General features: G+C 64.2%; 24 protein-coding genes. 10 read left to right on the top strand and 14 right to left on the bottom strand.

Annotated features, from left to right (window positions below; translation table 11 throughout):
• Positions 1-705: chemotaxis protein CheB (locus XH84_RS24975; RefSeq protein ID WP_283811969.1), on the top strand; the 705-nt coding region annotated here is incomplete at its 5' end.
• Positions 702-1,574 (top strand): CheR family methyltransferase, encoded by an 873-nt coding sequence (locus XH84_RS24970; protein ID WP_128918706.1) that lies wholly within the window; start codon positions 702-704, stop codon positions 1,572-1,574. The genes XH84_RS24975 and XH84_RS24970, both read left to right, overlap by 4 nt.
• 161 nt (positions 1,575-1,735) lie before the next feature.
• Here the strand turns inward: XH84_RS24970 and XH84_RS24965 are convergent, their stop codons facing one another.
• The 4 genes from XH84_RS24965 to ctrA all read right to left on the bottom strand — a co-directional run bounded on the left by XH84_RS24965 (position 1,736) and on the right by ctrA (position 4,559).
• Positions 1,736-2,896 carry a glutathionylspermidine synthase family protein gene (locus tag XH84_RS24965; protein WP_128918705.1) on the bottom strand — a complete coding sequence of 387 codons (1,161 nt, stop codon included), beginning with the start codon at positions 2,894-2,896 and terminating at the stop codon, positions 1,736-1,738.
• Between the two features lie 3 nt (positions 2,897-2,899).
• The gene (locus XH84_RS40970) at positions 2,900-3,289 is read right to left on the bottom strand and encodes a hypothetical protein (protein ID WP_128918704.1); all 390 of its coding nucleotides are present in this window, start codon (positions 3,287-3,289) and stop codon (positions 2,900-2,902) included.
• A gap of 1 nt (position 3,290) precedes the next feature.
• The gene (locus XH84_RS24955; RefSeq protein ID WP_128918709.1) at positions 3,291-3,695 is read right to left on the bottom strand and encodes a DUF350 domain-containing protein; all 405 of its coding nucleotides are present in this window, start codon (positions 3,693-3,695) and stop codon (positions 3,291-3,293) included.
• Between the two features lie 162 nt (positions 3,696-3,857).
• Positions 3,858-4,559 (bottom strand): response regulator transcription factor CtrA, encoded by a 702-nt coding sequence (gene ctrA / locus XH84_RS24950; protein WP_008138878.1) that lies wholly within the window; start codon positions 4,557-4,559, stop codon positions 3,858-3,860.
• Between the two features lie 452 nt (positions 4,560-5,011).
• Here ctrA and fliI point away from each other — a divergent pair, with 452 nt between their 5' ends.
• From fliI to XH84_RS24925, 5 genes are all read left to right on the top strand, one after another.
• On the top strand, positions 5,012-6,337 hold the full coding sequence (fliI, locus tag XH84_RS24945; RefSeq protein ID WP_128918703.1) for a flagellar protein export ATPase FliI: 1,326 nt from the start codon (positions 5,012-5,014) through the stop codon (positions 6,335-6,337).
• 121 nt (positions 6,338-6,458) lie between these two features.
• Positions 6,459-6,878, top strand: coding sequence for a flagellar export protein FliJ (gene fliJ / locus XH84_RS24940; protein ID WP_011084990.1), 420 nt, complete (start codon positions 6,459-6,461; stop codon positions 6,876-6,878).
• A 179-nt stretch (positions 6,879-7,057) separates the two neighbouring features.
• Positions 7,058-7,603 (top strand): sigma-70 family RNA polymerase sigma factor, encoded by a 546-nt coding sequence (locus XH84_RS24935; RefSeq protein ID WP_128918702.1) that lies wholly within the window; start codon positions 7,058-7,060, stop codon positions 7,601-7,603.
• Positions 7,604-7,640: 37 nt separating this feature from the next.
• The gene (locus tag XH84_RS24930; protein ID WP_128918701.1) at positions 7,641-8,702 is read left to right on the top strand and encodes an anti-sigma factor; all 1,062 of its coding nucleotides are present in this window, start codon (positions 7,641-7,643) and stop codon (positions 8,700-8,702) included.
• Positions 8,703-8,935: 233 nt separating this feature from the next.
• Positions 8,936-9,895, top strand: a complete 960-nt coding sequence (locus XH84_RS24925; protein ID WP_128918700.1) for a helix-turn-helix transcriptional regulator — start codon at positions 8,936-8,938, stop codon at positions 9,893-9,895.
• Positions 9,896-10,666: 771 nt separating this feature from the next.
• Here the strand turns inward: XH84_RS24925 and XH84_RS40010 are convergent.
• Entirely contained in the window at positions 10,667-10,822 is a 156-nt protein-coding gene (locus XH84_RS40010) for a hypothetical protein (protein WP_164936158.1), read from the bottom strand.
• 209 nt (positions 10,823-11,031) lie between these two features.
• Between XH84_RS40010 and XH84_RS24920 the strand changes: the two genes are divergently transcribed.
• Together XH84_RS24920 and XH84_RS24905 are read left to right on the top strand one after the other, a co-directional pair.
• Positions 11,032-11,358, top strand: a complete 327-nt coding sequence (locus XH84_RS24920) for a helix-turn-helix transcriptional regulator (RefSeq protein ID WP_245471844.1) — start codon at positions 11,032-11,034, stop codon at positions 11,356-11,358.
• A 943-nt stretch (positions 11,359-12,301) separates the two neighbouring features.
• Positions 12,302-13,120, top strand: coding sequence for a hypothetical protein (locus XH84_RS24905; protein ID WP_128918698.1), 819 nt, complete (start codon positions 12,302-12,304; stop codon positions 13,118-13,120).
• Positions 13,121-13,507: 387 nt separating this feature from the next.
• On the opposite strand, the gene XH84_RS24900 is transcribed toward XH84_RS24905, so the two are convergent.
• The 8 genes from XH84_RS24900 to XH84_RS24865 all read right to left on the bottom strand — a co-directional run bounded on the left by XH84_RS24900 (position 13,508) and on the right by XH84_RS24865 (position 20,877).
• On the bottom strand, positions 13,508-13,708 hold the full coding sequence (locus tag XH84_RS24900) for a hypothetical protein (protein ID WP_128918697.1): 201 nt from the start codon (positions 13,706-13,708) through the stop codon (positions 13,508-13,510).
• Positions 13,709-14,003: 295 nt separating this feature from the next.
• The gene (flhA, locus tag XH84_RS24895) at positions 14,004-16,145 is read right to left on the bottom strand and encodes a flagellar biosynthesis protein FlhA (RefSeq protein ID WP_164936157.1); all 2,142 of its coding nucleotides are present in this window, start codon (positions 16,143-16,145) and stop codon (positions 14,004-14,006) included.
• Between the two features lie 347 nt (positions 16,146-16,492).
• Entirely contained in the window at positions 16,493-16,810 is a 318-nt protein-coding gene (locus XH84_RS24890; RefSeq protein WP_128918695.1) for a copper-binding protein, read from the bottom strand.
• A 17-nt stretch (positions 16,811-16,827) separates the two neighbouring features.
• Positions 16,828-17,280: a cupredoxin domain-containing protein gene (locus XH84_RS24885; protein WP_164936156.1), complete on the bottom strand. Its 453-nt coding sequence runs from the start codon at positions 17,278-17,280 to the stop codon at positions 16,828-16,830.
• Positions 17,281-17,312: 32 nt separating this feature from the next.
• Entirely contained in the window at positions 17,313-18,647 is a 1,335-nt protein-coding gene (locus XH84_RS24880) for a copper oxidase (protein WP_128918693.1), read from the bottom strand.
• A 13-nt stretch (positions 18,648-18,660) separates the two neighbouring features.
• The gene (locus tag XH84_RS24875) at positions 18,661-20,088 is read right to left on the bottom strand and encodes a TolC family protein (protein ID WP_128918692.1); all 1,428 of its coding nucleotides are present in this window, start codon (positions 20,086-20,088) and stop codon (positions 18,661-18,663) included.
• Between the two features lie 9 nt (positions 20,089-20,097).
• Complete coding sequence (locus XH84_RS24870) at positions 20,098-20,382, bottom strand: hypothetical protein (RefSeq protein ID WP_128918691.1); 285 nt, start codon at positions 20,380-20,382, stop codon at positions 20,098-20,100.
• Positions 20,383-20,457: 75 nt separating this feature from the next.
• Positions 20,458-20,877, bottom strand: a complete 420-nt coding sequence (locus XH84_RS24865) for a hypothetical protein (RefSeq protein WP_245471843.1) — start codon at positions 20,875-20,877, stop codon at positions 20,458-20,460.
• A gap of 175 nt (positions 20,878-21,052) precedes the next feature.
• On the opposite strand from XH84_RS24865, the gene XH84_RS24860 reads away from it, so the two are divergent.
• Positions 21,053-22,318 (top strand): MFS transporter, encoded by a 1,266-nt coding sequence (locus tag XH84_RS24860; protein WP_128918689.1) that lies wholly within the window; start codon positions 21,053-21,055, stop codon positions 22,316-22,318.
• Here XH84_RS24860 and XH84_RS24855 read toward each other — a convergent pair.
• Entirely contained in the window at positions 22,315-22,722 is a 408-nt protein-coding gene (locus XH84_RS24855) for a DUF4864 domain-containing protein (protein ID WP_128918688.1), read from the bottom strand. The two genes, XH84_RS24860 and XH84_RS24855, sit on opposite strands and share 4 nt — an antisense overlap.
• Positions 22,723-22,777: the final 55 nt, after the last annotated feature.

Below are 22,777 nucleotides of genomic sequence, written 5' to 3'. Positions count from 1 at the left end.
CTGGCGCCCGCGAGCCCGGCGCCGGCCCCGCGCGGTCCCGTGGCGCGGCCGGTCACGCCCGCACCGGCTTCCGCCGCGCCGGCTGCGTCGTCGCTCGCCCTGCGCCCGTTCTCCAATCAGGCACCCAAGGTGCTGCTGATCGGCTCCTCGACCGGCGGTCCGCAGGCGCTGATGGCGCTCGTTACCGAGCTCGGCCCGGTGATCGACCGCTTCCCGGTGCTGGTCACCCAGCACATGCCGCCGACCTTCACGACCATCCTGGCCGAGCATCTGGCGCGTTCGAGCCGCCGGCCGGCAGCCGAGGCGGTCGACGGCGAGCCGGTGAAGCCGGGGCGGATCTATCTCGCGCCCGGTGGCAAGCACATGCGCGTGGCACGCAGCGGCGCGGACACCGTGATCGCGCTCGACGACGGGCCCGCCGTCAATTTCTGCAAGCCCGCGGTCGACCCGCTCTTCACCTCTGCCATCGACATCTGGCACGGCAACATCCTCTCCGTGATCCTGACCGGCATGGGCTCGGACGGCATGCGCGGCGGCAAGGACATCGTTGCCGCCGGCGGCAGCGTGATCGCACAGGACGAAGCCTCCAGCGTGGTCTGGGGCATGCCGGGCGCAGCGGCCAATGCCGGCATCTGCGCCGCGATCCTGCCGCTCAACCAGATCGGCGCCAAGGTCAACCGCCTGTTCGCGGGAGATCGCTCGTGACGCCTGTCGATTACGACTATCTACGCAAGTTCCTGAAAGAGCGCTCCGGCCTCGATCTGTCGCCCGACAAGCAATATCTGGTCGAGAGCCGGCTCTTGCCGCTCGCCCGCAAGGCCAACCTTCCCGGCATTCCCGATCTCGTGCTGAAGATCAGGACCGGCGACGGCCGGCTTGCGACCGACGTGGTCGAAGCCATGACCACCAACGAGACTTTCTTCTACCGCGACAAGATCCCGTTCGATCACTTGCGCGACACCATCCTGCCGGGACTGATCCAGGCGCGCGCGGCGCGCAAGAGCCTGCGCATCTGGTCGGCGGCGTCCTCGACCGGGCAGGAGCCCTATTCGATCGCGATGTGCGTGAAGGAGATGGGGGCCGCCCTCGCCGGCTGGCGCATCGAGATCGTCGCCACCGATCTGTCGCAGGAGGTGCTGGAGAAGTCGAAGGCCGGCGTCTACAGCCAGTTCGAGGTGCAGCGCGGCCTGCCGATCCAGCACCTGATGAAGTATTTCACGCAAACCGGCGAGCTCTGGCAGCTCAATGCCGACATTCGCGCGATGGTCCAGTTCCGCCAGCTCAATCTGCTGCAGGACTTCTCCCATCTCGGCACGTTCGACGTGATCTTCTGCCGCAACGTGCTGATCTATTTCGACCAGGACACCAAGGCGGTGATCTTCGAGCGGATGGCGAAGGCGATGGAAGCCGACGGCACGCTGCTGCTCGGGGCCGCTGAATCCGTCGTCGGTATCACCGACGCGTTCCGTCCCATCACCGAGCGCCGCGGTCTCTACCAGCTCAATCCCGCGCGCTCCGGCCGTCCCATGGGTGGATTGATGCCGCAGCCGCTGAAGCTCGCTGCGGCGAAGTGAGCCGCTTCTCGTCATTCCGGGGCCGCGCGTAAGCGCGGAGCCCGGAATCCATAACCACAGGCCGATGAAGTAGGCACATGGTTCGACGTGGGGCCGTTCGATCTGCTTGTGGTTATGGATTCCGGGCTCGCGACGATGTCGCGCCCCGGAATGACGTGTCCTCACAAAATCGCATGCGGCAGGAAGCGCGAACGGTTGCCCGTGATCGGGCTCTCGTCCTCGCGGATCGAGAGGCCGCACGGTTCCTGGCTCACCAGCCAGCTTCCAATCACCGGATAGAAGCCCGAAAAATTCGGTAGCGGCGCCAGCGCCTGCCGCACGAAGCCTTCGGCACCGTAGGGGCCCGTCTGCTCGTCGAGCGGCATGCCGCCGGACACGATCGTGACATTGGCGCCTTCGCGCGACAGCAGCGGCTTGCGCACATAGGACGTGCCGAGCTCGGCAGCGCGCGGATCATCCTCGAAGAAGGCCGGCAGCAGATTGGGATGGTTCGGAAACATCTCCCAGAGCAGCGGCAAGATGCCCTTGTTGGAGAGCACCGCCTTCCATGGCGGCTCGATCCAGCGCGTGGCTGCGTCCTTCAGCTTGGCGCCGAAGGCGTCGTGGAACATCCACTCCCAGGGATAGAGCTTGAAGGCGAGCGCGATGTCGTTCTCGTCGAGGTCGACGAAGCCGCCGGGTTCATCGCGCCAGCCCACTTCTTCGATGTCGAGCAGCGTGGTCGAGAGCCCGGCCTGGCGCGCGGTGTCTTCGAGATAGGCGAGCGTGCCGGCATCCTCGGCATCGTCGGTGCTGCCGGTGAGGTGGACATGTTGGCCCGCGGCAATCTCCTTCCACACCGCGATCAGCCGCTCATGGATGGAATTGAACTGATCGGCACGCGAGGGGATGACGCGGCGTTCGATCGCCTGTTCGAGCCAGCTCCATTGAAATACCGCGGCCTCGAAGATCGAGGTCGGCGTGTCCGCGTTGTATTCGAGCAGCTTGGCCGGCGACTTGCCGTCGTACTTCAGATCGAGCCGGCCGTAGAGGCTGCGGTCGTCGCGCTGCCAGCTTTCGGCGATCAGGCTCCAGAACGCTTCCGGAATTTTCAGGCGCCGCAAGGCGCGTTCGTCGCCGATGACGCGGCCGACAAGCTCCAGGCACATCGCGTCGATCTCGCCGGTCGGCGCCTCGATGCCGCGCTCGATCTCGTCGAGCGTGAAGCCGTAATAGGCGCGCTCGTCCCAATAGCGTTCGCCGTCGACGGTGTGGAAGACGAAGCCGCATTGCACTGCGGTCTCTCGCCAATCATCGCGCTCGAGGCATGTGATGCGCTGCATGGGTCAGCCGCCGCCCGAGAAGCCATGGCCGAACGAGCCAAAGCCGCCGCGGCTCACGCTGCTGTGGCCGGAATCGGACGACGTCCCCGACGAGGAATGGCTCGAGGAATCGCTGCTGAAGAAGCTCGACCGCGACGACCAGCCCGAGCTGCCACCGCCTGACGAACTGCGGCCGCTGCTGGTGCAGGTCGTGCTCGTCTGCCCCGGCACGGCGCCAGGCGTGGGCTCGCAGGTCTGCCGCGGCATCATCGTGTAGGCAGTGGTGCCGACCGCGAGCGTGCCCATCACCAGCAGCGCGACATGGCCGGAGCGCTTCACCGGTGGCCGTGGAGGCGGTGGCTCGGCGACCGGCCGGCGCTTGCCGAATTCCTTTTTGGACGATTTGTCGGCCATCTCAATAGATCATGCTGGCGGCGTTGAGCAGGCCCGCCGCGAGCGAGGACAGCCCGAGCCAGATTGCGGGCGCAAGCTCGCCGGCGGCGATCCGCGCCGACAGGTTCGGCACCGGCACGCGCACGAGAAAAAACACGATGACCTGCACGATCAGCGCGATCATGGCCCAGATCAGGCAGTCCAGCACATTGGCCGAATGCGCAATGGCGCTGACCAGCGGCGCCACGAAGCCGAGCAGGCTGAGGCCGAGCGCGATCGCCGCGGCCGGGTCGTTGTCGCTGATCAGCTGGAACTCGTTATGCGCGGTGATGCGGGTGTAGACGAACAAATACGCCACGATCGCGATCAGCCCGGTGCAGAAATAGACCAGGAAGGCGGGCAGGCCGGCCAGTGATTGCAGGATCATCATTCCCCCATCGTGCAGCGACCATTCGTCGGCGGGGGAAGGATAGCGGTTCAAACGTTAAGCGAGGGATGAAGCGATCCCCAAAAACAAAACCCCGCCATTTGCGGCGGGGTCCAGGCTGGGAGGAGCGAGCCTGAGGGGCTCGCGACGTAACCCAAGAGATCAGGCGGGAATGCGCTCTTCGTGCTCGTGCGGTTCGCGCAGCACGTAACCGCGGCCCCACACGGTCTCGATGAAGTTGCGGCCCTCGGAAGCGTTGGCCAGCTTCTTGCGGAGCTTGCAGATGAAGACGTCGATGATCTTCAGCTCGGGCTCGTCCATGCCGCCGTAGAGGTGGTTGAGGAACATTTCCTTGGTGAGGGTCGTGCCCTTGCGGAGCGAAAGCAGCTCCAGCATCTGATATTCCTTGCCGGTCAGATGCACGCGCTGGCCGCCGACTTCCACCGTCTTGGTGTCGAGGTTGACGACGAGGTCGCCGGTCTGGATGACCGATTGGGCATGGCCCTTGGAGCGGCGCACGATCGCGTGGATGCGGGCCACCAGCTCGTCCTTGTGGAAGGGCTTGGTCATGTAGTCGTCGGCGCCGACGCCGAGACCCTTGACCTTGTCCTCGATGCCGGCGAGGCCGGAGAGGATCAGAATCGGTGTCTTGATCTTGGAAACCCGGAGCTGCTTGAGCACGTCGTAGCCGGACATGTCGGGCAGGTTGAGGTCGAGGAGAATAATGTCGTAATCGTATAATTTACCGAGATCGACGCCTTCTTCCCCCAAATCGGTCGTGTAAACGTTGAAGCTCTCAGACTTCAACATCAGCTCGATCGACTGCGCGACGGCGCTGTCATCTTCAATCAGCAAAACGCGCATGCCAGTTCCCCATAGTCGCCGCTCCTGGGCGTCAGGTCGGCCGCATTCGCGGCACTCAACAAAACGCCTTTGAACAACTGATTCGGATCCTGACAACAGATGGTTAACAAACTCTGATTCTGGAACGCAAGTCCTTCGGGTGCAATTTTTCTCGAATCGCCCTAAGGTCTTGCGTGGGAAGCAGCTTTCGTCACCCAGCTCCGTTCAAGTTCCACTTTAAGAGACGGGCCTAACCGACTCCCGCGACTCAGCCTTCTTCTGAAGGGGAGTCACGCTCAGTCACAAAGACAGTGACGCAATGATTAATGATGCGGGTAAACACGAAGTTAAGCTCCGTTCAGAAATATGGCGAAACTTAAGGTTTTCACCGTGAAGTCCCGGGGATCGATCGCTAGGGCGACCACTATATGAAGGCCCTCATATGAAGGCGCGCTCCTGATGAAGGCTCCCTTATGAAGGCGCTTGCCGAACAGATCGGCGATATCGACGGCGTCAATATTTATGGCCGTGTGGTCGGCGTACGCGGCCTGATGGTCGAAGTGGCCGGACCTATTCACGCCATGTCGGTCGGCGCGCGGCTCGTGATCGAGACCGGGGCCAACCGTTCGATTCCCTGCGAGGTGATCGGCTTCTCCGGCAACAATGCCGTCGTGATGCCGTTCGCCGGCCTCGACGGCGTGCGCCGCGGCTGCAAGGCCGTCATCGCCAATGCCGCCAATCTGGTGCGACCCTCGTCGGCCTGGCTCGGCCGCGTCGTCAACGCGCTGGGCGAGCCGATCGACGGCAAGGGACCGCTGCCGCAAGGCGCCTCGCCGATGCCGTTCCGCAACACGCCGCCGCCAGCGCATTCGCGCAAGCGTGTCGGCGCGCCGCTCGATCTCGGCGTGCGCGCGATGAACACGTTCCTCACCTGCTGCCGCGGCCAGCGCATGGGCATCTTCGCAGGCTCCGGCGTCGGCAAGTCGGTGCTGCTGTCGATGCTCGCGCGCAACGTCGACGCCGATGTCAGCGTCATCGGGCTGATCGGCGAACGCGGCCGCGAGGTGCAGGAATTCTTGCAGGACGACCTCGGCGAGGAGGGCCTGGCGCGCTCGGTCGTGGTGGTCGCCACCTCCGACGAGCCGGCCCTGATGCGCCGCCAGGCGGCGTATCTGACGCTCGCGGTCGCCGAATATTTTCGCGACGAGGACCAGGACGTGCTCTGCCTGATGGACTCGGTGACGCGCTTTGCCATGGCCCAGCGCGAGATCGGCCTGTCCGCCGGCGAGCCGCCGACGGCCAAGGGCTACACGCCGACCGTCTTCACCGAGTTGCCGAAGCTGCTCGAACGCGCCGGCCCGGGCCTCGGGGAGGGCGCCATCACCGCCATCTTCACGGTGCTGGTCGACGGCGACGATCATAACGAGCCGATTGCCGACGCCGTGCGCGGTATCCTGGACGGCCACATCGTGATGCAGCGCTCGATCGCCGAGCGCGGCCGCTATCCCGCGATCAACATCCTCAAATCCGTCTCCCGGACCATGCCGAAATCGGCCGATCCGGAATTCTGGCCCGTCATCCAGCGGGCGCGCCAGGTGATGGCGACCTATGCCGACATGGAGGAATTGATCCGCCTCGGCGCCTACCGGGCCGGCTCCAGCCCCGAGGTCGACGAGGCGATCCGCCTGCACGAGCCGCTGGAGGCCTTCCTGCGCCAGGGTAAGGACGAAAATGCATCGCTGGCGGACGGCTACCGCCAGTTGGCGCAAATCCTCGGCAATTTGGAAACGGAACGCTAACTTTGTCCGGTCATCATCCGATCCCACAGAGTAGCAGAGCCGGTCTGGGCCCCCATCGGGCCCGTGGGGTGACCGGTATCGTCCCACGTGCAGCGGGGGGACTTCTGGGGAGTATGAGTCGATGAAGTCACGAGATACCCTCATTCGCCTGAAGAAATTTCAGGTTGACGAGAAGCGCCGCCGGGTCACCCAGATCGAGACCATGATCGCCGATTTCCAGCGGATGTCGGTCGATCTCGAACGCGAGATCCAGACCGAGCAGGAGCGTGCCGGGATCAACGATCCCTCACACTTCGCCTACCCGACCTACGCCAAGGCCGCGATCCAGCGCCGCGAGAACCTGACCCGCTCGGCCGACGAGCTCAAGGGCCAGCTCGACGAAGCCAAGGCCGCGCTGGCCGAGGCCTTCGAGGAACTGAAGAAGGTCGAGCTCCTCGACGAGCGCGACCAGGCCCGCGAACGCGCCGAAGAGAACGCCCGCGAGCAGGCCGACCTCGACAGCATCGGCCTGATGCGCGCCCGCATCGGCGCCGTCGCCTGACGGCCCACAAGCAAGACCACCGAAAAATCCGCAAAACCCGGACCCGCAAGGTCCGGGTTTTCGTATCTGCTGTCCACAGTGTGGCGCTGCGCCCCTTGGTGGTCGGCTTTGCCGCGCGCTATGGTGGTGTGGTGCCAGGGCTTTCGCGGAACGCGACGGGCCGCGTGTCGGGGGGCTGAATGCTGACGCCAGCAGAGCTGGTCGGGTTGATCGAGGCGGTGGCGAAGGGCGATCAGGCCGCGTTCGAGCGCCTCTACGCCGCCACGCGCGCGAAACTCTATGGCGTCGTGCTCCGTATCTTGCGCCGACAGGATCTCGCAGAGGAGGTCATTCAGGAGACCTACGTCAAGATCTGGAACGGCGCCGGCCGGTTCAATCCGGCCCTGTCGTCGCCGATCACGTGGATGGCCTCGATTGCGCGCAACCGTGCGATCGACATCGTGCGCAAGAAGTCGGAGGTCTCCATCGAGGAAGAGCCTCAGGCGATGGAGGTTGCGGCCGACAGCCCCGACCCGCTGGCACGCCGGGAGATGACCGAAGAGCTGAAGCGGCTCCTGGAATGCATCGGCCGGCTCGAGCCGGACCGTCAGCGGCTCGTGCTTCTCGCCTATTACAACGGCTGGAGCCGCGAGCAATTGGCGGAGAAATTCTCAGCGCCCGTCAACACGGTGAAGACGTGGCTGCGGCGCAGCATGTTGGATATTCGCGAATGCCTCGGACTTTGAGGGCGTCTATTGTGATGGTGGTTCTGGACTGCAATTGATGGCCTATTCGGAGGACCATATCGCGCTCGCCGCGGAATATGCGCTCGGCACGCTCGATGCCGACGAGCGCGCGCAGGTCGAGACCATGATGGCGGTGGACGAGGCGTTCGCCGAAATCGTGCGGGCCTGGTCCTTCCGGCTCGGCGCGCTCAACCAGATGGTCGGCTCGCTCGAGCCCCGTCCGATCGTGTGGGAGAACATCGGGTCCGAGATCGCGCGCACGGCGCAGGCGCAGCAGCCGCCCGCGCTTGACGAGGCTTCGCCGCCGCCACCTCCGCCTGCATCGGAGCTGCCCGCTTCGGAGAGAGCGGAGCCGGCGACGGAGGTTGCGCAGACCCCGGCTGTGCCGCATGCCGAAGCCGGGCCACCGGAGATGCCGCGTCCCGAGCCCGACGCGCTTGCCGACGTCGCACCGCAGTTCGTCCCGCAAGTCCATGCGCCGGATCTCGCATCGGTTCGCGCGCCGCCGGCAGCGGTCGCCGACGACGGCAATGTGATCCGTCTCGAGGGCCGGGTGAAGCGCTGGCGCTCCATCGCATCCGTCGCCGGCGCGCTTGCGGCCGCGCTGTTCGTCACGCTGTCGCTCCAGATCTTCCTGCCCGATGCGCTGCCGAACGGCTTGCGTCCAGCGCCGCGCATTCAGACCGTGGAAGTGAAGACGCCGGCCGCGCCGCTCGCGGCATCCGCGCAATATGTCGCGCTGCTGCAGGACCAGGCCGGCGGCCCCGCCTTCATCCTCACCATCGACGGCGCGACGCGGAATTTCACGGTGCGCAAGGTCGGCGCAACGCCGGAGCCCGGCAAGAGTTTCGAGCTCTGGCTGATCTCCGACAAGCTGCCGCGCCCGCGCTCGCTCGGCGTGATCGGCGCCGGGGATTTTACCGCGCGTCCGCTGCTCGCCTCCTATGATGCCGAGGTCGTCAACGGCGCGACTTACGCCGTCACCGTCGAGCAGGCCGGCGGCTCGCCCAATGGCCAGCCGACCTCGTCCCCGGTGTTTTCCGGCAAGCTGATCGAGACCGTGCCGCCGTCCCAGCCGCAGGCGCCGGCCAAGAAGTAATTCGTCGCCCGGATGAGCGAAGCGATATCCGGGGCCGCCGGTCCCCGCATGTCGCTTCGCTCATGCGGGCTACAGGATCCCAAGTGTCGCCAGCGTCCATCCCGCCGTCGTATCCGGACAAGTCTCCCTGAATCCGGTCCCGATTTGAACCTCGCCGCAATTCGTGACGTCAAATTTCCGGAGATTGCAGTCGGCGCCGCCGATCGCGGAGCCGGAGAGGGGCTAGAAATCAGATGGATGCAGCGAAAACGCCGGGCATCTTCGTTCATCAATACACGGGACTGCCGCAGGGTGCGGCGTTCGAGCATTGGCGCGAGCGGGCCGTCGGTCCCTGCGGCCTCGATATCGGACCGAGCCACGGCGACAGCATCGATTGCCGGCTCCAGGTCAGCGTGGTCGACAACATCACGCTCGCCATTCCGGAAGGCGCCTCCGCGCAATATTCCCGCACCCAGAGCCACCTCGCCGACGGCAGCGACGACCTCGTCCTGATCGCCGCACATGCGGGCCGCGTCCGCGTCAGGCAGAACGGCCACACCGTCGAGCTTGCGCCGGCCGAAATGCTGCTCGCCGACATGAGTATCACGGGCGCCGTCGGCCACACTGACGAAGACCGCTTCACCACCATCCGCATGCCGCGCCGCACGCTGCTCGAGATCAATCCGCGCGCCGAGGACAAGCTGTCGCAAGTGCTCTCCGACGGCGCGGTCGCCGAAACGGTCTTCCGCTACCACGCGCTCGCCGCCAATCACGCGCCGCATCTCGACGCGGTGGGCCAGCGCCTCACCGCGCAGCACATGGTGGACCTCGTCGGCCTGCTGCTCGGCACCGATGCCGAGCATGCAAGTCTCGCGCGCGGCCGTGGACATGCGTCGGCGCGTCTCGAGCTCATGCGCGCTGACGTGATGGCCGCGCTCAGCCGCAACGATCTCTGCCTGTCCGAGGTCGCGACGCGCTCGGGCTTGAGCCCGCGCCAGGCACAACGCCTGTTCGAGCAGGCCGGCACGACCTTCACCGAGTTCGTGCTGGAGCAGCGCCTGCTCCAGGCGCGCAAGCTGCTCGGCGATCCCCGCGCCAGGGCGCGCAAGATCAGCGACATCGCGCATTCCTCGGGCTTTGCCGATCTGTCCTATTTCAACCGCGCCTTCCGCAAGCGCTTCGGCGCGACGCCGTCGGAATTGCGCGAGGCGTGAGCGGGGAATCGTAGCCCCGTAGCCCGGGTGGAAGAGGGGCGTATCGCGATCGTCACGAACGGGAGAGTTCCTCGAGCCCATCTTTGCGCTAGCGCAAGAAGTCAGCTGCTAGGATCAGGCAGCATCGAAGATCCTTCTGTGGATCGGCATCGATGCCAGGCTACCGGCTTTATATTCTCGATGAGAGCGGACACATCATTGACCGTCACGATCTGAGCTGTCCAAACGACCGAGCAGCCATGCTTCGGGCCCGGCAGTTGGTGACCACTCACAGCGCCGAGCTTTGGCTGCTGGATAAGCGGGTGGCGAGCTTTAAGGTTCGCTCCCAACCTTACCGTGGCGACGGCTTAGGGCCGTAACGAAGCGGCATGTCCGCGGGGACACCGTAGTTCTCCTAGGTAAGAACGATCCTCGAACAAAACGAGTATCTCACCCTTCGGACAACCCGCCCTCGCGCAGCAATCTATCCACCACCATAGGGCGACCAATGAAGGAGATGCGGGCCCACGCGGAGAAGTTGCGCACTGGCGCGCCCGAATGAGCTCTGATCCGCGATCTCGCGACAGACCCAAAAAGCGCGAATTGTTCTCGCGGTTGGCCGACCATCTTAACGCGTTGGCAAATGAAGTTGAGACGGCAATAGAAACGTCGGAAGGCAAAGACCCTGCTAGCAAAGCTCCTTAAGAGGCTCCCTGCTGGGCAGCGCAATATGGTTGAGGTGATGGTCACGCGACACGCGCACGATCCTAGTCGTGATCGTCCTTGTGCAGGCTATTCATCGCTTCGCGAATGCGCGGCGAGTACCTTCTGTGCCTCTTGCTCGATAATTCTCACCGCAGCGTCGAGGATCCGCTCATGGTCAGCGTCGAGAGATTTGTCCCTCATCCAAGCATACAGGTAGACCGCCAAGGCATCCTGAAGTGTCATGGCAGGCTCCTCCTCCAACAGCGTCGTGTACCCCCGTTTGGAATGATCCTGCTTTACCGACACCGACGCAATCAGATGGACTCTTTAAGTCGAGATTAAGCTTGATAGCAGCAATGCAACTCAAATCTGCGCGTCAGGCGCGGCGCGGAGGTGCGGCCGAAGTTTCCGGACGGGTCAAGGTCGGACCGAGCTGAGCGAGGTCGGCGGAGATGCGCGCGGCGCGCCTCGAGCTCATGCGCGCTGACGTGATGGCCGCGCTCGGCCGCAACGATCTCTGCCTGTCCGAGGTCGCGACGCGCTCGCGCTTAAGCCCGCGCCAGGCGCAACGCCTGTTCGAGCAGGCCGGTACGACCTTCACCGAGTTCGTGCTGGAGCAGCGCCTGCTCCAGGCACGCAAGCTGCTCGGCGATCCCGGCGCCAGGGCGCGCAAGATCAGCGACATCGCGCATTCCTCGGGCTTTGCCGATCTGTCCTATTTCAACCGCGCCTTCCGCAAGCGCTTCGGCGCGACGCCGTCGGAATTGCACGAGGCGTGAGCGGGGAATCGTAGGCTCGTAGCCCGGGGGAGCGGAGCGACACCCCGGGGCCGCTCTCGATGAGAATCCCGAATGTCGCTTCGCTCATCCGGGCTACAAGACCTTGCGTTGCCCGACGGGCAAAATACCCAATCCATTGGTCAATCCGCGCTATCGAAAATATTCCGATTTACAGAAATTCGGAAATATCATATTTGTCGCGGTAACCCGGCCCAAGGAAGAGGGGCGTATCGCGATCGTCACGAACGCGGGCCGGGCGGCGGTGGACGCTGATTGCATCGGCGCGAAGAGGTTTTGCAGGGCGGAGAGCCGTGAGCAAAACCGTCGCGCACACGACCGGTGTGATCAGCGTACGGCGAAATCGTGTGGTCCTGATGCCCGGGGTCTGTGCGTCAAGGCTTGCGGTGATGTGTGCGGCCCGACCGGGCGCACGCATCAGTCATCCGCAAGGCGACGGGGGCAATAGTGCATCGCTCCCCGGGGAGAGCGCGACATAAGCCGTAAAACCACTGCGCAGGGAAGGCCGGATGTTTTGGCTCCACCTGTATGCCGCTGTGCAAATTCTTGTTGCCATCTCTCGCACAGTGGACCGTGGGTGCCCGGCTGGCACCCGGTCTTCCCTGCGCCCTCTCCATTCATTCATGAGGGTGAAGAGATCGTGCAAAGCTCGGGCGAGATGAGTCGCGAGGAAGCGAAGGTGTGTCTGCAATGAAATTGCGAATTGAGAACGCGATGGCATCGCCCCGCACTCCTTCATTGCGAGGAGCCCTTGCGCCGAAGCAATCCAGGTTGCCTCCGCCGAGGGAGTCTGGATTGCTTCGTTCCGCTCGCAATGATGAATTTGGGGGACGTCTAAGTGAACGTTATACGTATCCAATGCCCCGGTGCTACCATGAGTAGTGCCGGGGGATTCGCGCCCGGACGTTCGTGGGGCTGCCGCCAAATGATCCGAATGTCTTTGCCGTGGTTTCTTGATGTCGTGTCAGCGATTGATGCGATACCCAACACTTTCTTTCAGGGGGATCCACCGCGTCCGTCAGCTTACGTGCTGCATAACGCAAAAGGTCAGCTTGAAGCGCTGTTTAATCAGAGCATTTACGCGGCATACTTACGCGCATCTCGCGAACAGGCCGGTAAATTATACGCCGCGATCGATGTCATGCTGAAATTGGTCGATGATCCGAATTCAACCATTGGTGATTACGATGTATGGTCGATGAGCCACGAGCGAGATCAGTTCAAGACTATATTTTTGGCAGACTTGAGTCTCCTCCCGTCGTTCCTCGTTGCCGGAAAAGAGAGCTACGAAGTCAATACGCTGATCGATGAGGGCACGAAGCTTTTCCCAGTCTCCCTTTCGGCCAAAGTGCCAGAGGCAATTCCCGATGCCAAAGAAGTTGGGAAAGCTTTGGCCTTTGAACTCGCAACCGCGTGTGGTTTCCATATCTTTCGTGTCACCGAGGCGGTCGTGAAGCGCTATTGGGACCACGTTTCCAAGGGGGCGATCCGGCCTTCTCTTGAGACATTGGGCACCTTCGCCGCAGAAATGGAAAAACAGAAGTTTGGCGACATCAAAGTAATTGAGTCGATCAAACAAATGACGAGGCTGCATAGGAATCCCCTGATACACCCCGAAGTAATTCTTTCGGTGGAAGAGGCTATCGAGGCTGTGGGAATTGCGCGCAGTGTAGTCGGGGCAATGCTGCGTACATTACCTGATGTGCCGCTAACTACCTCTTCGGCCGCGCTGTCTTTGAGTTGAAATCAATCGCGACCTTGCACGGCAATTGACGATGTCTACGCTTGCCAAGCGAGATAATCACGTACAGAAACCATGGCAATCGCCCCCATACTCCATCGTTGCGAGCAGCGCTTGCGACGAAAGCAATTCAAAATCACTCCACGACGGCAATCTGGTTTGCTTCCGCCTTCGCCAAAGGCTTCGGCGGCCAAGTCGCGTCGCTCGCAAACCCGAACTTTGGGTGGCGTCTGCAGGCCTCCGCGACATCACCCCAGACATGAGAAAGCGCCCGTGGGGGGCGGGCGCTTTCTGTAGTCGACTTGGGGTTGGGGTCGTCTACATATCCACGTGGCGACTTTGGGGGGCTGGTAAAGAGCCGCGTGAATTCGAAAAACTCGTCAGATCTCCTTAGCGAACGAGGGACGCGTTCGCGCTTGTGACAACGACCGGCTTGCCGGCCTTGATGACGCGGGCGGTCTGGGTCAGGCCTTCATCCGAACCCGTGCGTGCCGTGATACCGAGGCCTGCCACCGCGATCCCTGCGACGAGGGCGACGACCACGACTTTCAAATGGGTCGCGCGATCTGCGCTGTAGATCGAGTGGTTCATGGAAGCCTCCTGCCGCCATCTACCCGAAGTAGTCGCCCGCCGTTCAGGCAGGTTCATGCTTCCGGTGCCCATCAACCTAGTATTGGGGGGATTCGTTCCCAAGAGGCCATCACAAGAGCGTGAAAGGACGTGAAAGATCGCGATCAGGCGGAGGTCCTTGATCGTGCATTTTCGCAATTATTTCAAAGATGTAAGGTGCTTGTCCGGCGCCTTTTTCGCCAGTTGGTCCACAAGGCGCCAGGAACTCAAAAACCATTTGCCTGTGGCCGAAAAACACACGGCTTCTTAAGGCAAATCAGACGCTTCCGACCGTTTTCAACCTCGCCCTGGGGTGGATTTCAGCCTGCGACAGCACGGTGGTCTGGGCCCGAAACCGCTCCACCAGGGACCGCACGAAGGGGCGAATGGCCGCAGAGGTGACCAGCACCGGAGCCTCGCCCTCGCGCGCGGCGCGCTCGAAGGCCTCGCGCACGGCGGTCATGAATTCCGACAGCTTCGAGGGCTGCATCGCAAGGCTGCGTTCCTCGCCCTGGCCAATGATGGATTCGGCAAAGGCCTGCTCCCATTTCGCCGACAGCGCGATCAGCGGCAGATAGCCGGCGTAGGAGGTGTTCTGCGCGCAGATCTGCCGCGCCAGGCGGGCGCGGACGTGCTCGACCATGGTCGCGGGATTGCGCGAGAAGGCCAGCGAGTCGGCGATGCCTTCGAGGATGGTCGAGAGGTCGCGGATCGAGATCCGCTCGGCGAGCAGCAATTGCAACACGCGCTGGATGCCGGAGACCGTGACCTGTGCCGGCACGATGTCCTTGACCAGCTCGCTCTGCTCCTTCGGCAGCTCCTTGAGCAGCTTCTGCACCTCGCCGTAGGAGAGCAGGTCCGACATGTTGGCCTTGAGCAGCTCGGTGAGGTGGGTCGAGAGCACGGTCGCGGCGTCGACGACGGTGTAGCCCTTGAGCGAGGCCTCCTCCTTGAGGCTGGCATCGACCCAGGTCGCGGGCAGGCCGAAGGTCGGCTCGGTGGTGTGGATGCCGGGCACCTGCACCTGGCTGCCGCCGGGGTCCATGACCATGAACTGGTTCGGCCAGATCTTGCCGGTGCCGGCATCGACCTCCTTGATCTTGATGATGTAGGTGTTGGCCTCGAGCTGGACGTTGTCGAGGATGCGCACCGCCGGCATCACGAAACCCATCTCGATCGCGAGCGAGCGGCGCAGCGCCTTGATCTGCTCGGTGAGACGGTCGGTGCCGTCGGGGCCGTTGACCAGCGGCAGCAGGGCATAGCCGAGCTCGATCTTGAGGTCGTCGATCTTGAGCGCGGCGGAGATCGGCTCTTCCGCGGCGGCCGCCCCGGGCGCACCCGGGCTACCTGCAGCCGGTGCGGCCTTGGCCGCTTCCTCGGCCTTGGCGGTGACCCGGTTGTGGTTGCGGGCGTTCCAGGCCAGCGCGCCGGCGCCGGCGCCGAGCGCCAGGAACGGAATGGTCGGAATCCCCGGCAGCGCCGCCAGCACCAGCATGACCGCCGAGGACATCGCGAGCGCCTGCGGATAGCCGGAGAACTGCTTCATCAGCGCCTTGTCGGCGGCGCCCGACACGCCGGCCTTGGAGACGAGCAGGCCGGCCGCGGTCGAGACGATCAGCGCGGGCACTTGGGTGACGAGGCCGTCGCCGACGGTCAGCAGCGTGTAGCTGCGCCCCGCATCGGCAAAGGACAAGCCCTGCTGCGCCACGCCGATGATCATGCCGCCGACGACGTTGATGAAGACGATCAGAAGGCCCGCGATGGCATCGCCGCGGACGAATTTGGAGGCACCGTCCATGGCGCCGAAGAAGCCGCTCTCGTCCTCCAGCTCCTTGCGGCGCTCCTTGGCGACCTTCTCGTCGATCAGGCCGGCGGAGAGGTCGGCGTCGATCGCCATCTGCTTGCCGGGCATGGCGTCGAGGTGGAAGCGGGCGGCGACTTCGGCGATACGGCCCGAACCCTTGGTGATGACGACGAAGTTGACGATGATCAGGATGGCGAAGACGATGATGCCGATGACGAAATTGCCGCCCATCACGAAGCTGCCGAAGGCTTCGATGACGTGACCGGCGGCAGCCGTGCCCTCGTGCCCGTGCGACAGGATCAGGCGGGTCGAAGCCATGTTGAGCGACAGGCGCAGCATGGTCGAGATCAAGAGGACGGTCGGGAAGGCCGAGAATTCCAGTGGCGTCTGGATGAACAGCGAGGTCATCAGGATCAGGATCGAGAGCGTGATCGAGATCGCCAGGAACAGGTCCAGCACGATCGCGGGCAGCGGCAGGATCAGCACCACCAGGATGGTGAGGATGCCGAGCGCCAGCGCGATGTCGCCGCGCTTGAGGATGGTGACGATCTCGTTGACGGAGGGGATGCCGGTTCTTGCGGCGCCTACGCCCTGTCCCGCGGTGACGTCGACCATGGTAGCTGCCTCCCCGCGCGACTGCCGTCCGCGCGCCCCAAACGTCTGCGCGGCGGCCGAGGGGCCGCCGTTTCGAAAGTGAGGCACCGCACTGGCGTCCACGGGGGTCCTCCCGTTTTACGCGGCCGACGACACTCGACTTCACCCGGCAATTCTTGCCGGGTGTATGGTTAGCAAAGGGTTAACGGAGGGGGTGGGAAGGGGGCGGACCGGGGTGTTTCGGGGCGGCAGTCGTCATTCCGGGGCGGCTCGCAGAGCCGAACCCGGAATCCATCGGGCGGCAGGTATTGTGGGGATATGGATTCCGGGCGCGCGCCAAGCGGCGCGCCCCGGAATGACCGGAGAGGCTATTTCGCCTTGTCCATCTTCGTCACCGTGTACCCCGACGCCGCCTCCTCGGCCTCGAAGGTCACCTTGTCGCCGACCTTCACCTGCTTGAGCATGGCGGGGTCCTTGACGCGGTAGACCATGGTCATGGGCTCTTCCATGCCGAGGCTCTTCGCCGGCCCGTGCTTGAGCGTGATCTTGCCGGCGCCCTCGTCGATTTTTTTCACCTCACCGCTGATCGAGGCGGCCTCGACCGCCAGGGCTCGGTTGGCAACGGCTCCGATGGCGACGCTCAACGTCAGCGCCAGCGCAGCAATGATATTGATGATGCGGTTCATGCGAGACTCCCTTCGCGTTACTTGACGGTGACGTGACCGACCATGCCGTTGTCGCGGTGGTCGGGAATGAGGCACGAATATTCGAACGTGCCGGGCTTGCTGAACTTCCAGAGGATCTCGGCCGTCTTTTGCGTCGCGAGCCTGACCCCGTTGGGATCGTCGTGCTCCATATGCGGATGCTTCTTCATCTCCACCGCATGCGCGAGATTCTCTTTGGTGGTGGCGAGCAGGAATTCGTGGTCCTCCTTGCCGACATTGCGCAGCACGAAGCGGATCTGCTCGCCGCGCTTGACCTCGATCCTGGCAGGTGTGTAGTCCATCTCGTTGAGCAGGATCTCGATGGTGCGCGCGGGCTTGTTGGGATCGCCGGGCTCGCCGGCCGAAAAGCTCGCGTGCCCGTGCTTGTCGTGCGCGAAAGCCGGCGCAGTCGACAGCGCAACCAGCGCGAGGCCAAGTTTGATCATCTTCATCGTCATCTCCAGTTGATGGTTCATCGAAACGCTCACATCTTGTGTTTCATCGGTGGGCTGCCCGGCTGCTGCCGCGCCGGCTCCGCGGCCGGCGCCGCGACCTCGTAGGCGACGGTGCCTTGCGGGAATTTGTACGGCCCGGGATCGCGGTAATCGTCGCGCGCGAGGTCCTCGCGGATCTTCATCACCGTGAACATGCCGCCCATCTCGATCGGGCCGAATTGTCCTGTGCCCGTCATCATCGGCAGCGTGTTGTCGGGCGCGGGCATCTCCATGTTGCCCATCGCCATGCCGGTCGAGCCCATCGCCATGCCGTCAGGCGCGAGCTTGCCGACAGCCTTGGCGAGATCCTTGCGCGACACCCCGATCAGGTTGCGCACGTCGTGCCCCATCGCGTTCATGGTGTGATGCGACTTGTGGCAATGGAACGCCCAGTCGCCTGGATTGTCGGCGAGCACGTCGAACACCCTGACGGCACCGACCGGCACGTCGGTCGTCGTCTCCGGATATTGCGCGCTCTCCGGAATCCAGCCGCCGTCGGTGCAGGTCACCGCAAAGCTGTGGCCGTGCAGATGGATCGGATGGTTGGTCATGCTGAGATTGCCGATGCGCACGCGCACCTTGTCACCGAGCCGCACGGCTAAGGGATCGATGCCGGGAAACACCCGCGCATTCCAGGTCCACATGTTGAAGTCGGTCATCTCGTTGACGTGCGGCAGATAGGTGCCGGGGTCGACGCGATAGGTGCTCATCACGAAGACGAAGTCGCGGTCGACGGGCCGGAAGCTCGGGTCGCGCGGATGCACGACGACCATGCCCATCATGCCCATCGCCATCTGCACCATCTCGTCGGAATGCGGGTGGTACATGAAGGTCCCGCTTTTCTTCATCTCGAACTCGTAGACGAAGGTTTTTCCCGGCTGGATGTGCGGCTGGTTCAATCCGCCGACGCCGTCCATGCCGCTCGGAATGATCATGCCGTGCCAGTGCACGGTGGTATATTCGGGCAAGCGGTTGGTGAGGAAGATGCGGACCTTGTCGCCCTCGACCGCCTCGATGGTCGGTCCGGGCGACTGGCCGTTATAGCCCCACAAATTCACCTTCATGCCCTCGGCGAATTCGCGCACCACGGGCTCGGCGACCAGATGGAATTCCTTCCAGTCGCCGTTCATGCGGAACGGCAGCGACCAGCCGTTCAGCGTCACCACGGGACGATAGTCGGGTCCGCTGATCGGATGCAGCGGCGGCTGCATCACCACCTTGTCCATGTGCGGGGCTTCCGGAATCGACGCTGCCTGCACGCGGCCTTGAACCGCAGATGCGCCGACGAGCGCGGCAGTCCCTAAGAATCCTCGGCGGGAAAACATCTTGGCCTCCATCTCAGTGGCCGCCGCCATCGGCAGGTGCTGCCGCGGCGACGGTGGTTGGATTGTCGCTGCCGGCGGTCGACGCGCCACCGCCGTTGACGGCGGTCTGCAAGTCGGCCTGGGCGAGAAAGAATCTCTGCCTGGCGTCGATCGCGCCGCGCAGCGAGGCCAGGCGCTGCCGCGCTTCGGTCAGCAGTGCGAAGATGTCGACTTGCATGCTGGAGAAGCGCAGCTGCATCTCCTCGGTGATGATCTTGCGCAAGGGGATGATCTCGCGCTGGTAATGGCTGGCGATATCGTAGGTCGAGCGATAGACGCGATAAGCATCGCGCGCCTCGGAGCGCACGTTGACGGCGCGCTCGGTGAGGCGGTTGAAGGCGAGATTGTAGGTCTCCGCGGCCTGCCGCACCCGCACCTCGCCGCCGTCGAAGATCGGGATCTGGAACTGTACGTCAAAGCCTCGCTCGCGGAACGGTGCGCTTTCCGGATCCTGAGTGCGGCGGGAGATGCCGGCGAGATCGAGCAGCGTGACGAAGCGCGTCGCCTCGGTGAGGTTCAAGGCCTTGGCCAGCGCCGCCAGCTCCAGCCGAGCGATCTGAAGGTCGATGCGATGGGCGACCGCGTCGGCCTCGATCGAAGGCAAGGTCTGCGGCCGGCGCGGTAGTGGTGGCAGCGCGTTCGGCAGGCGGAAGTCGAGGCCGCCGTCCCACAATCCCATCAGGCGTGCAAGCCTTTCGCGTTCGCTCGCTGCGGTCTGTCGCGCGGTGGCGAGGTCGGCGGTGGTCTCGGCGTAAAACACCTGCTCGCGGGCCTGGTCGAGCTTGTTGAGCGAGCCGGTCTCGCCGAGCTTGGCCGCGAGCTGCGCGGTCGATTCCGCCGTGGCCTTCGCGTCGGTCAGCAGCACCACCATTTCGTTGCCGGCAACCGCACGCCAATAAGCGCGGCGGACGTCGGCGGCGAGCCGCAGCGTTGCCAGCGCGGCGCGCAATTGGGCCTGGCGAAAACGCTCGCGGGCAATGTCGGAGCGGAACGGCAGGGTGGCGAGTGCAAGGATATCACCGACCACCTGGCGCTCGATCTCGCTGGCGCCATTGCCTGTGATGCGCGAGATCGAGAAGATCGGGTTGGGTGGCAGGCTCTGCTCGACCAGATCAGCCTCGGCCAATGCAAGCTCGTTATAGGCGGCTTGCAGTCCCTTGTTGTTGAGCAGTGCGATCTGCACGGCGCTGTCGACGCTCAGCGTGCGCGCCAGTAATTGGTGAACGCGCGCGTCGACCGCGCCGGCGCCCTCCCCCGTTCGCACGAAGGCGACGTCCTTGTTGATGGTCTGGCTCGTCAGCTCGGAGACCGCGCTCATGCCGCTGTCGGGCGAGAACGCGGCGCAACCGGAGACGCTGAACGCGGTGAGGACGAGCAGGCCTCGCGCAAAATGGCACGTCATGGCGCGCTCCTACCGGTCTTGCTTGGGTTGCGGCGTGACGGCGCCGTTGCGCTCGCGCCATGGCGCCGGCGTCGCTGGCCGCAGGCTGCTGTAAGGCGCGACAGTCGATCGATAGCCGACAGGCGCGATTTTTGCCGATGGATCGGCAGGATCGGCACCCGCGACGTGCGTGGTTGCCGGCACGCAGCCGGACAGCGCCAGCGCAAGTGCGGCCAGCAGCGGCCAATGGAATCGAAAGTGTCGCGCATCGACCGCGAATATTGCGGCGGACTCCGCCCCGGAAAGCGTCAGCATGATTCATCCCTGATCTGAAAGACCACAGGTCCGCGCGCGCAAAAGCGCGCAACAGCCCGAAATCGTCGGGTCAGATCAGGCGATGGGAGGGCGGTAGTGCAGGGGGGCCGCCGCGCTGCCCAGGCTGGCCACGATCTCGGGCGCGCAGGCGGAGACGGGCAGAAGCGGCTTGGCGACGCTGGGAAGATCGGCCGGCAACGCGCTCACGCACATCATCGCGCAGCAGGGGCCGACTGTTCCCTTGCCGCCGTGATGATGCGACGCCGGTGCATCCTGCGCGGCGGTGTGGTGATGGGCGTGGGTTCCCGCATGGTCATGTGATGCGCCGTCATGCACGTGGCCGGCCGGCATCCGGTGATGTAGCGGCATGGCATCCGCCAGCACGGCCTCGTCAAGACACGGCGCTGGGCCGCTGCCCCATGCGAGGCTTGCGGCTGGCGCGAGCACGCAGAACAGATAGGCGAGGGCAACGAGGCGCCCCACCCTGATCCGCATCGATCGTGTCAATCGCAGCAACATTCCGCCGACATGCTCTTCGCGCGGCGATGGTGCACACGCTGATTGCAAATTAGTGGCAAATCACGCATTCGCCAAGCACCTTCTTACCGCAGTGCACCGCGCATGCCCAATATCGCGCCACAATGCTTGACCATGCGACGATCCGCGGGTCATGGTCCGCGCCGTGCACGCACCAAATCATCCAGGACAAACACCGGCCTCCTTCACGCCTGATTCGCGTCAGGCCTGGGTGCGCCTCGTTCTTGCGCTTGTGATCGGCTCGATCGGTGCCGTCGGCATGTGGGCGGTCGTGGTCGTGATTCCCGTGGTGCAGGCCGAATTCGGTGCGACGCGCGGCGCCGTGTCGCTGGCCTTCACGCTGATGATGTTCGGTTTCGGGCTCGGCGGCGTGATCGCCGGCAAGATCACCGACCGGTTCGGCATCGTGCTCGCGATGGCGATCAGCATTGCCTTTCTCGGCATCGCCAATGTGCTGGCGGGGCTGTCTAGTCAGCTCTGGCAGTTCGTCGCCGCCTACTTCCTGATCGGCCTCGGCACCTCCGCGACCTTCGCTCCGCTGATGGCGGAAGCCTCGCATTGGTTCGAGCGCTATCGCGGCCTTGCCGTGACCATCGTCGCCAGCGGCAATTACGTCGCCGGAACGATGTGGCCGCCGATCGTGAGCTGGGGCACGCAGACGATCGGCTGGCGCTACACCCATATTGGCATCGGCATGGTCTGCGCGAGCACGATGGCGCTTCTGGTCCTCGTCCTGCGCGCGCAGATGGGCGACGACCATATCCGCGATCATGCCAACGCGCCGCCGCCCCGCGTCGATCTCAAGCTGTCGACCAACACGCTGACCGTGCTGCTCTCGATCGCCAGCATCTCCTGCTGCGTCGCCATGGCGATGCCGCAGGTGCATATCGTCGCCTATTGCGGCGATCTCGGCTACGGCGTGGCGCGCGGCGCCGAGATGTTGTCCTTGATGATGGGCTGCGGCATCATCAGCCGGATCGGCTCCGGCTATCTCGCCGACAAGATCGGCGGCATCCGCACGTTGCTGGTCGGGTCGCTGGCGCAGGGATTTGCGCTGGTGTTCTATCTATTCTTCGACAGCCTCGCCTCGCTCTATCTCATCTCCGCGATGTTCGGCCTGTTCCAGGGCGGCATCGTGCCGAGCTACGCCATCATCGTCCGCGAGGCGATGCCGGCGAGCGAGGCGGCGACCCGCGTCGGCATCGTGATCTTCGCCTCCGTGGTCGGCATGTCCTTTGGAGGCTGGGTGTCGGGCGTGATCTTCGATGCCACCGGCTCCTACGGCGCGGCGTTCGCGAACGGCGTGGCCTGGAACGCGCTCAACATCAGCATCGTCGTGCTGCTGCTGATCCGCTCGCGGATGAGCGCGGCCAAGGCGGGACCGGGTTTCGCGATCTAGACCGCCTGTCCCGCCTTCAGCAGCGAGCAGCCGGTGATCTTGTAGCTTCCGTCCGCCTGCTGCTCGAGCGTGTAGAGCGCTTCCCACGCTTCGCCATTGGCATCGACGATGTGGACGCGCTGGGCAATCCAGCCGCCCTCGATCTTGCTCTCGCCAAACTCGAAACTGTTGTGGCGGTACACCGGCGCGTAGCCGTTCCGCACCATCGCCATGAAGATGTCGGGCGCGGGGAAGATCTCCTTGATCGCCGGTGCGGCATGGGAATAGGCCGCGGCCGCATCGTCACGCGCAAACGCCTGCTCCTGGGCGCGGATGACGCCCTGCGCCGCGGCAACATCGTCGGCGAGGGCTGCGGCGGAGCTGAAGACAATGCTGATAGCAACGAGCAAGGCGGCAATGCGCATGGCAGGCTCCGCGTTGAAATCCCGGCGATGCTTATTCTAGCATGACCTCAGGGAA

The organism is Bradyrhizobium nanningense, from assembly GCF_004114535.1.
GTDB lineage: Bacteria > Pseudomonadota > Alphaproteobacteria > Rhizobiales > Xanthobacteraceae > Bradyrhizobium > Bradyrhizobium nanningense.
This window is presented reverse-complemented; position numbering and strand designations above follow the sequence as displayed.

Coding starts and splice junctions, on each gene's coding strand:
- XH84_RS24965 (WP_128918705.1), bottom strand. CDS start 2,896: ATGCAGCGCATCACATGCCTCGAGCGCGATGATTGGCGAGAGACCGCA.
- XH84_RS40970 (WP_128918704.1), bottom strand. CDS start 3,289: ATGGCCGACAAATCGTCCAAAAAGGAATTCGGCAAGCGCCGGCCGGTC.
- XH84_RS24955 (WP_128918709.1), bottom strand. CDS start 3,695: ATGATCCTGCAATCACTGGCCGGCCTGCCCGCCTTCCTGGTCTATTTC.
- ctrA (WP_008138878.1), bottom strand. CDS start 4,559: ATGCGCGTTTTGCTGATTGAAGATGACAGCGCCGTCGCGCAGTCGATC.
- fliI (WP_128918703.1), top strand. CDS start 5,012: ATGAAGGCGCTTGCCGAACAGATCGGCGATATCGACGGCGTCAATATT.
- fliJ (WP_011084990.1), top strand. CDS start 6,459: ATGAAGTCACGAGATACCCTCATTCGCCTGAAGAAATTTCAGGTTGAC.
- XH84_RS24935 (WP_128918702.1), top strand. CDS start 7,058: ATGCTGACGCCAGCAGAGCTGGTCGGGTTGATCGAGGCGGTGGCGAAG.
- XH84_RS24930 (WP_128918701.1), top strand. CDS start 7,641: ATGGCCTATTCGGAGGACCATATCGCGCTCGCCGCGGAATATGCGCTC.
- XH84_RS24925 (WP_128918700.1), top strand. CDS start 8,936: ATGGATGCAGCGAAAACGCCGGGCATCTTCGTTCATCAATACACGGGA.
- XH84_RS40010 (WP_164936158.1), bottom strand. CDS start 10,822: ATGACACTTCAGGATGCCTTGGCGGTCTACCTGTATGCTTGGATGAGG.
- XH84_RS24920 (WP_245471844.1), top strand. CDS start 11,032: ATGCGCGCGGCGCGCCTCGAGCTCATGCGCGCTGACGTGATGGCCGCG.
- XH84_RS24905 (WP_128918698.1), top strand. CDS start 12,302: ATGATCCGAATGTCTTTGCCGTGGTTTCTTGATGTCGTGTCAGCGATT.
- XH84_RS24900 (WP_128918697.1), bottom strand. CDS start 13,708: ATGAACCACTCGATCTACAGCGCAGATCGCGCGACCCATTTGAAAGTC.
- flhA (WP_164936157.1), bottom strand. CDS start 16,145: ATGGTCGACGTCACCGCGGGACAGGGCGTAGGCGCCGCAAGAACCGGC.
- XH84_RS24890 (WP_128918695.1), bottom strand. CDS start 16,810: ATGAACCGCATCATCAATATCATTGCTGCGCTGGCGCTGACGTTGAGC.
- XH84_RS24885 (WP_164936156.1), bottom strand. CDS start 17,280: ATGAAGATGATCAAACTTGGCCTCGCGCTGGTTGCGCTGTCGACTGCG.
- XH84_RS24880 (WP_128918693.1), bottom strand. CDS start 18,647: ATGTTTTCCCGCCGAGGATTCTTAGGGACTGCCGCGCTCGTCGGCGCA.
- XH84_RS24875 (WP_128918692.1), bottom strand. CDS start 20,088: ATGACGTGCCATTTTGCGCGAGGCCTGCTCGTCCTCACCGCGTTCAGC.
- XH84_RS24870 (WP_128918691.1), bottom strand. CDS start 20,382: ATGCTGACGCTTTCCGGGGCGGAGTCCGCCGCAATATTCGCGGTCGAT.
- XH84_RS24865 (WP_245471843.1), bottom strand. CDS start 20,877: ATGCGGATCAGGGTGGGGCGCCTCGTTGCCCTCGCCTATCTGTTCTGC.
- XH84_RS24860 (WP_128918689.1), top strand. CDS start 21,053: ATGGTCCGCGCCGTGCACGCACCAAATCATCCAGGACAAACACCGGCC.
- XH84_RS24855 (WP_128918688.1), bottom strand. CDS start 22,722: ATGCGCATTGCCGCCTTGCTCGTTGCTATCAGCATTGTCTTCAGCTCC.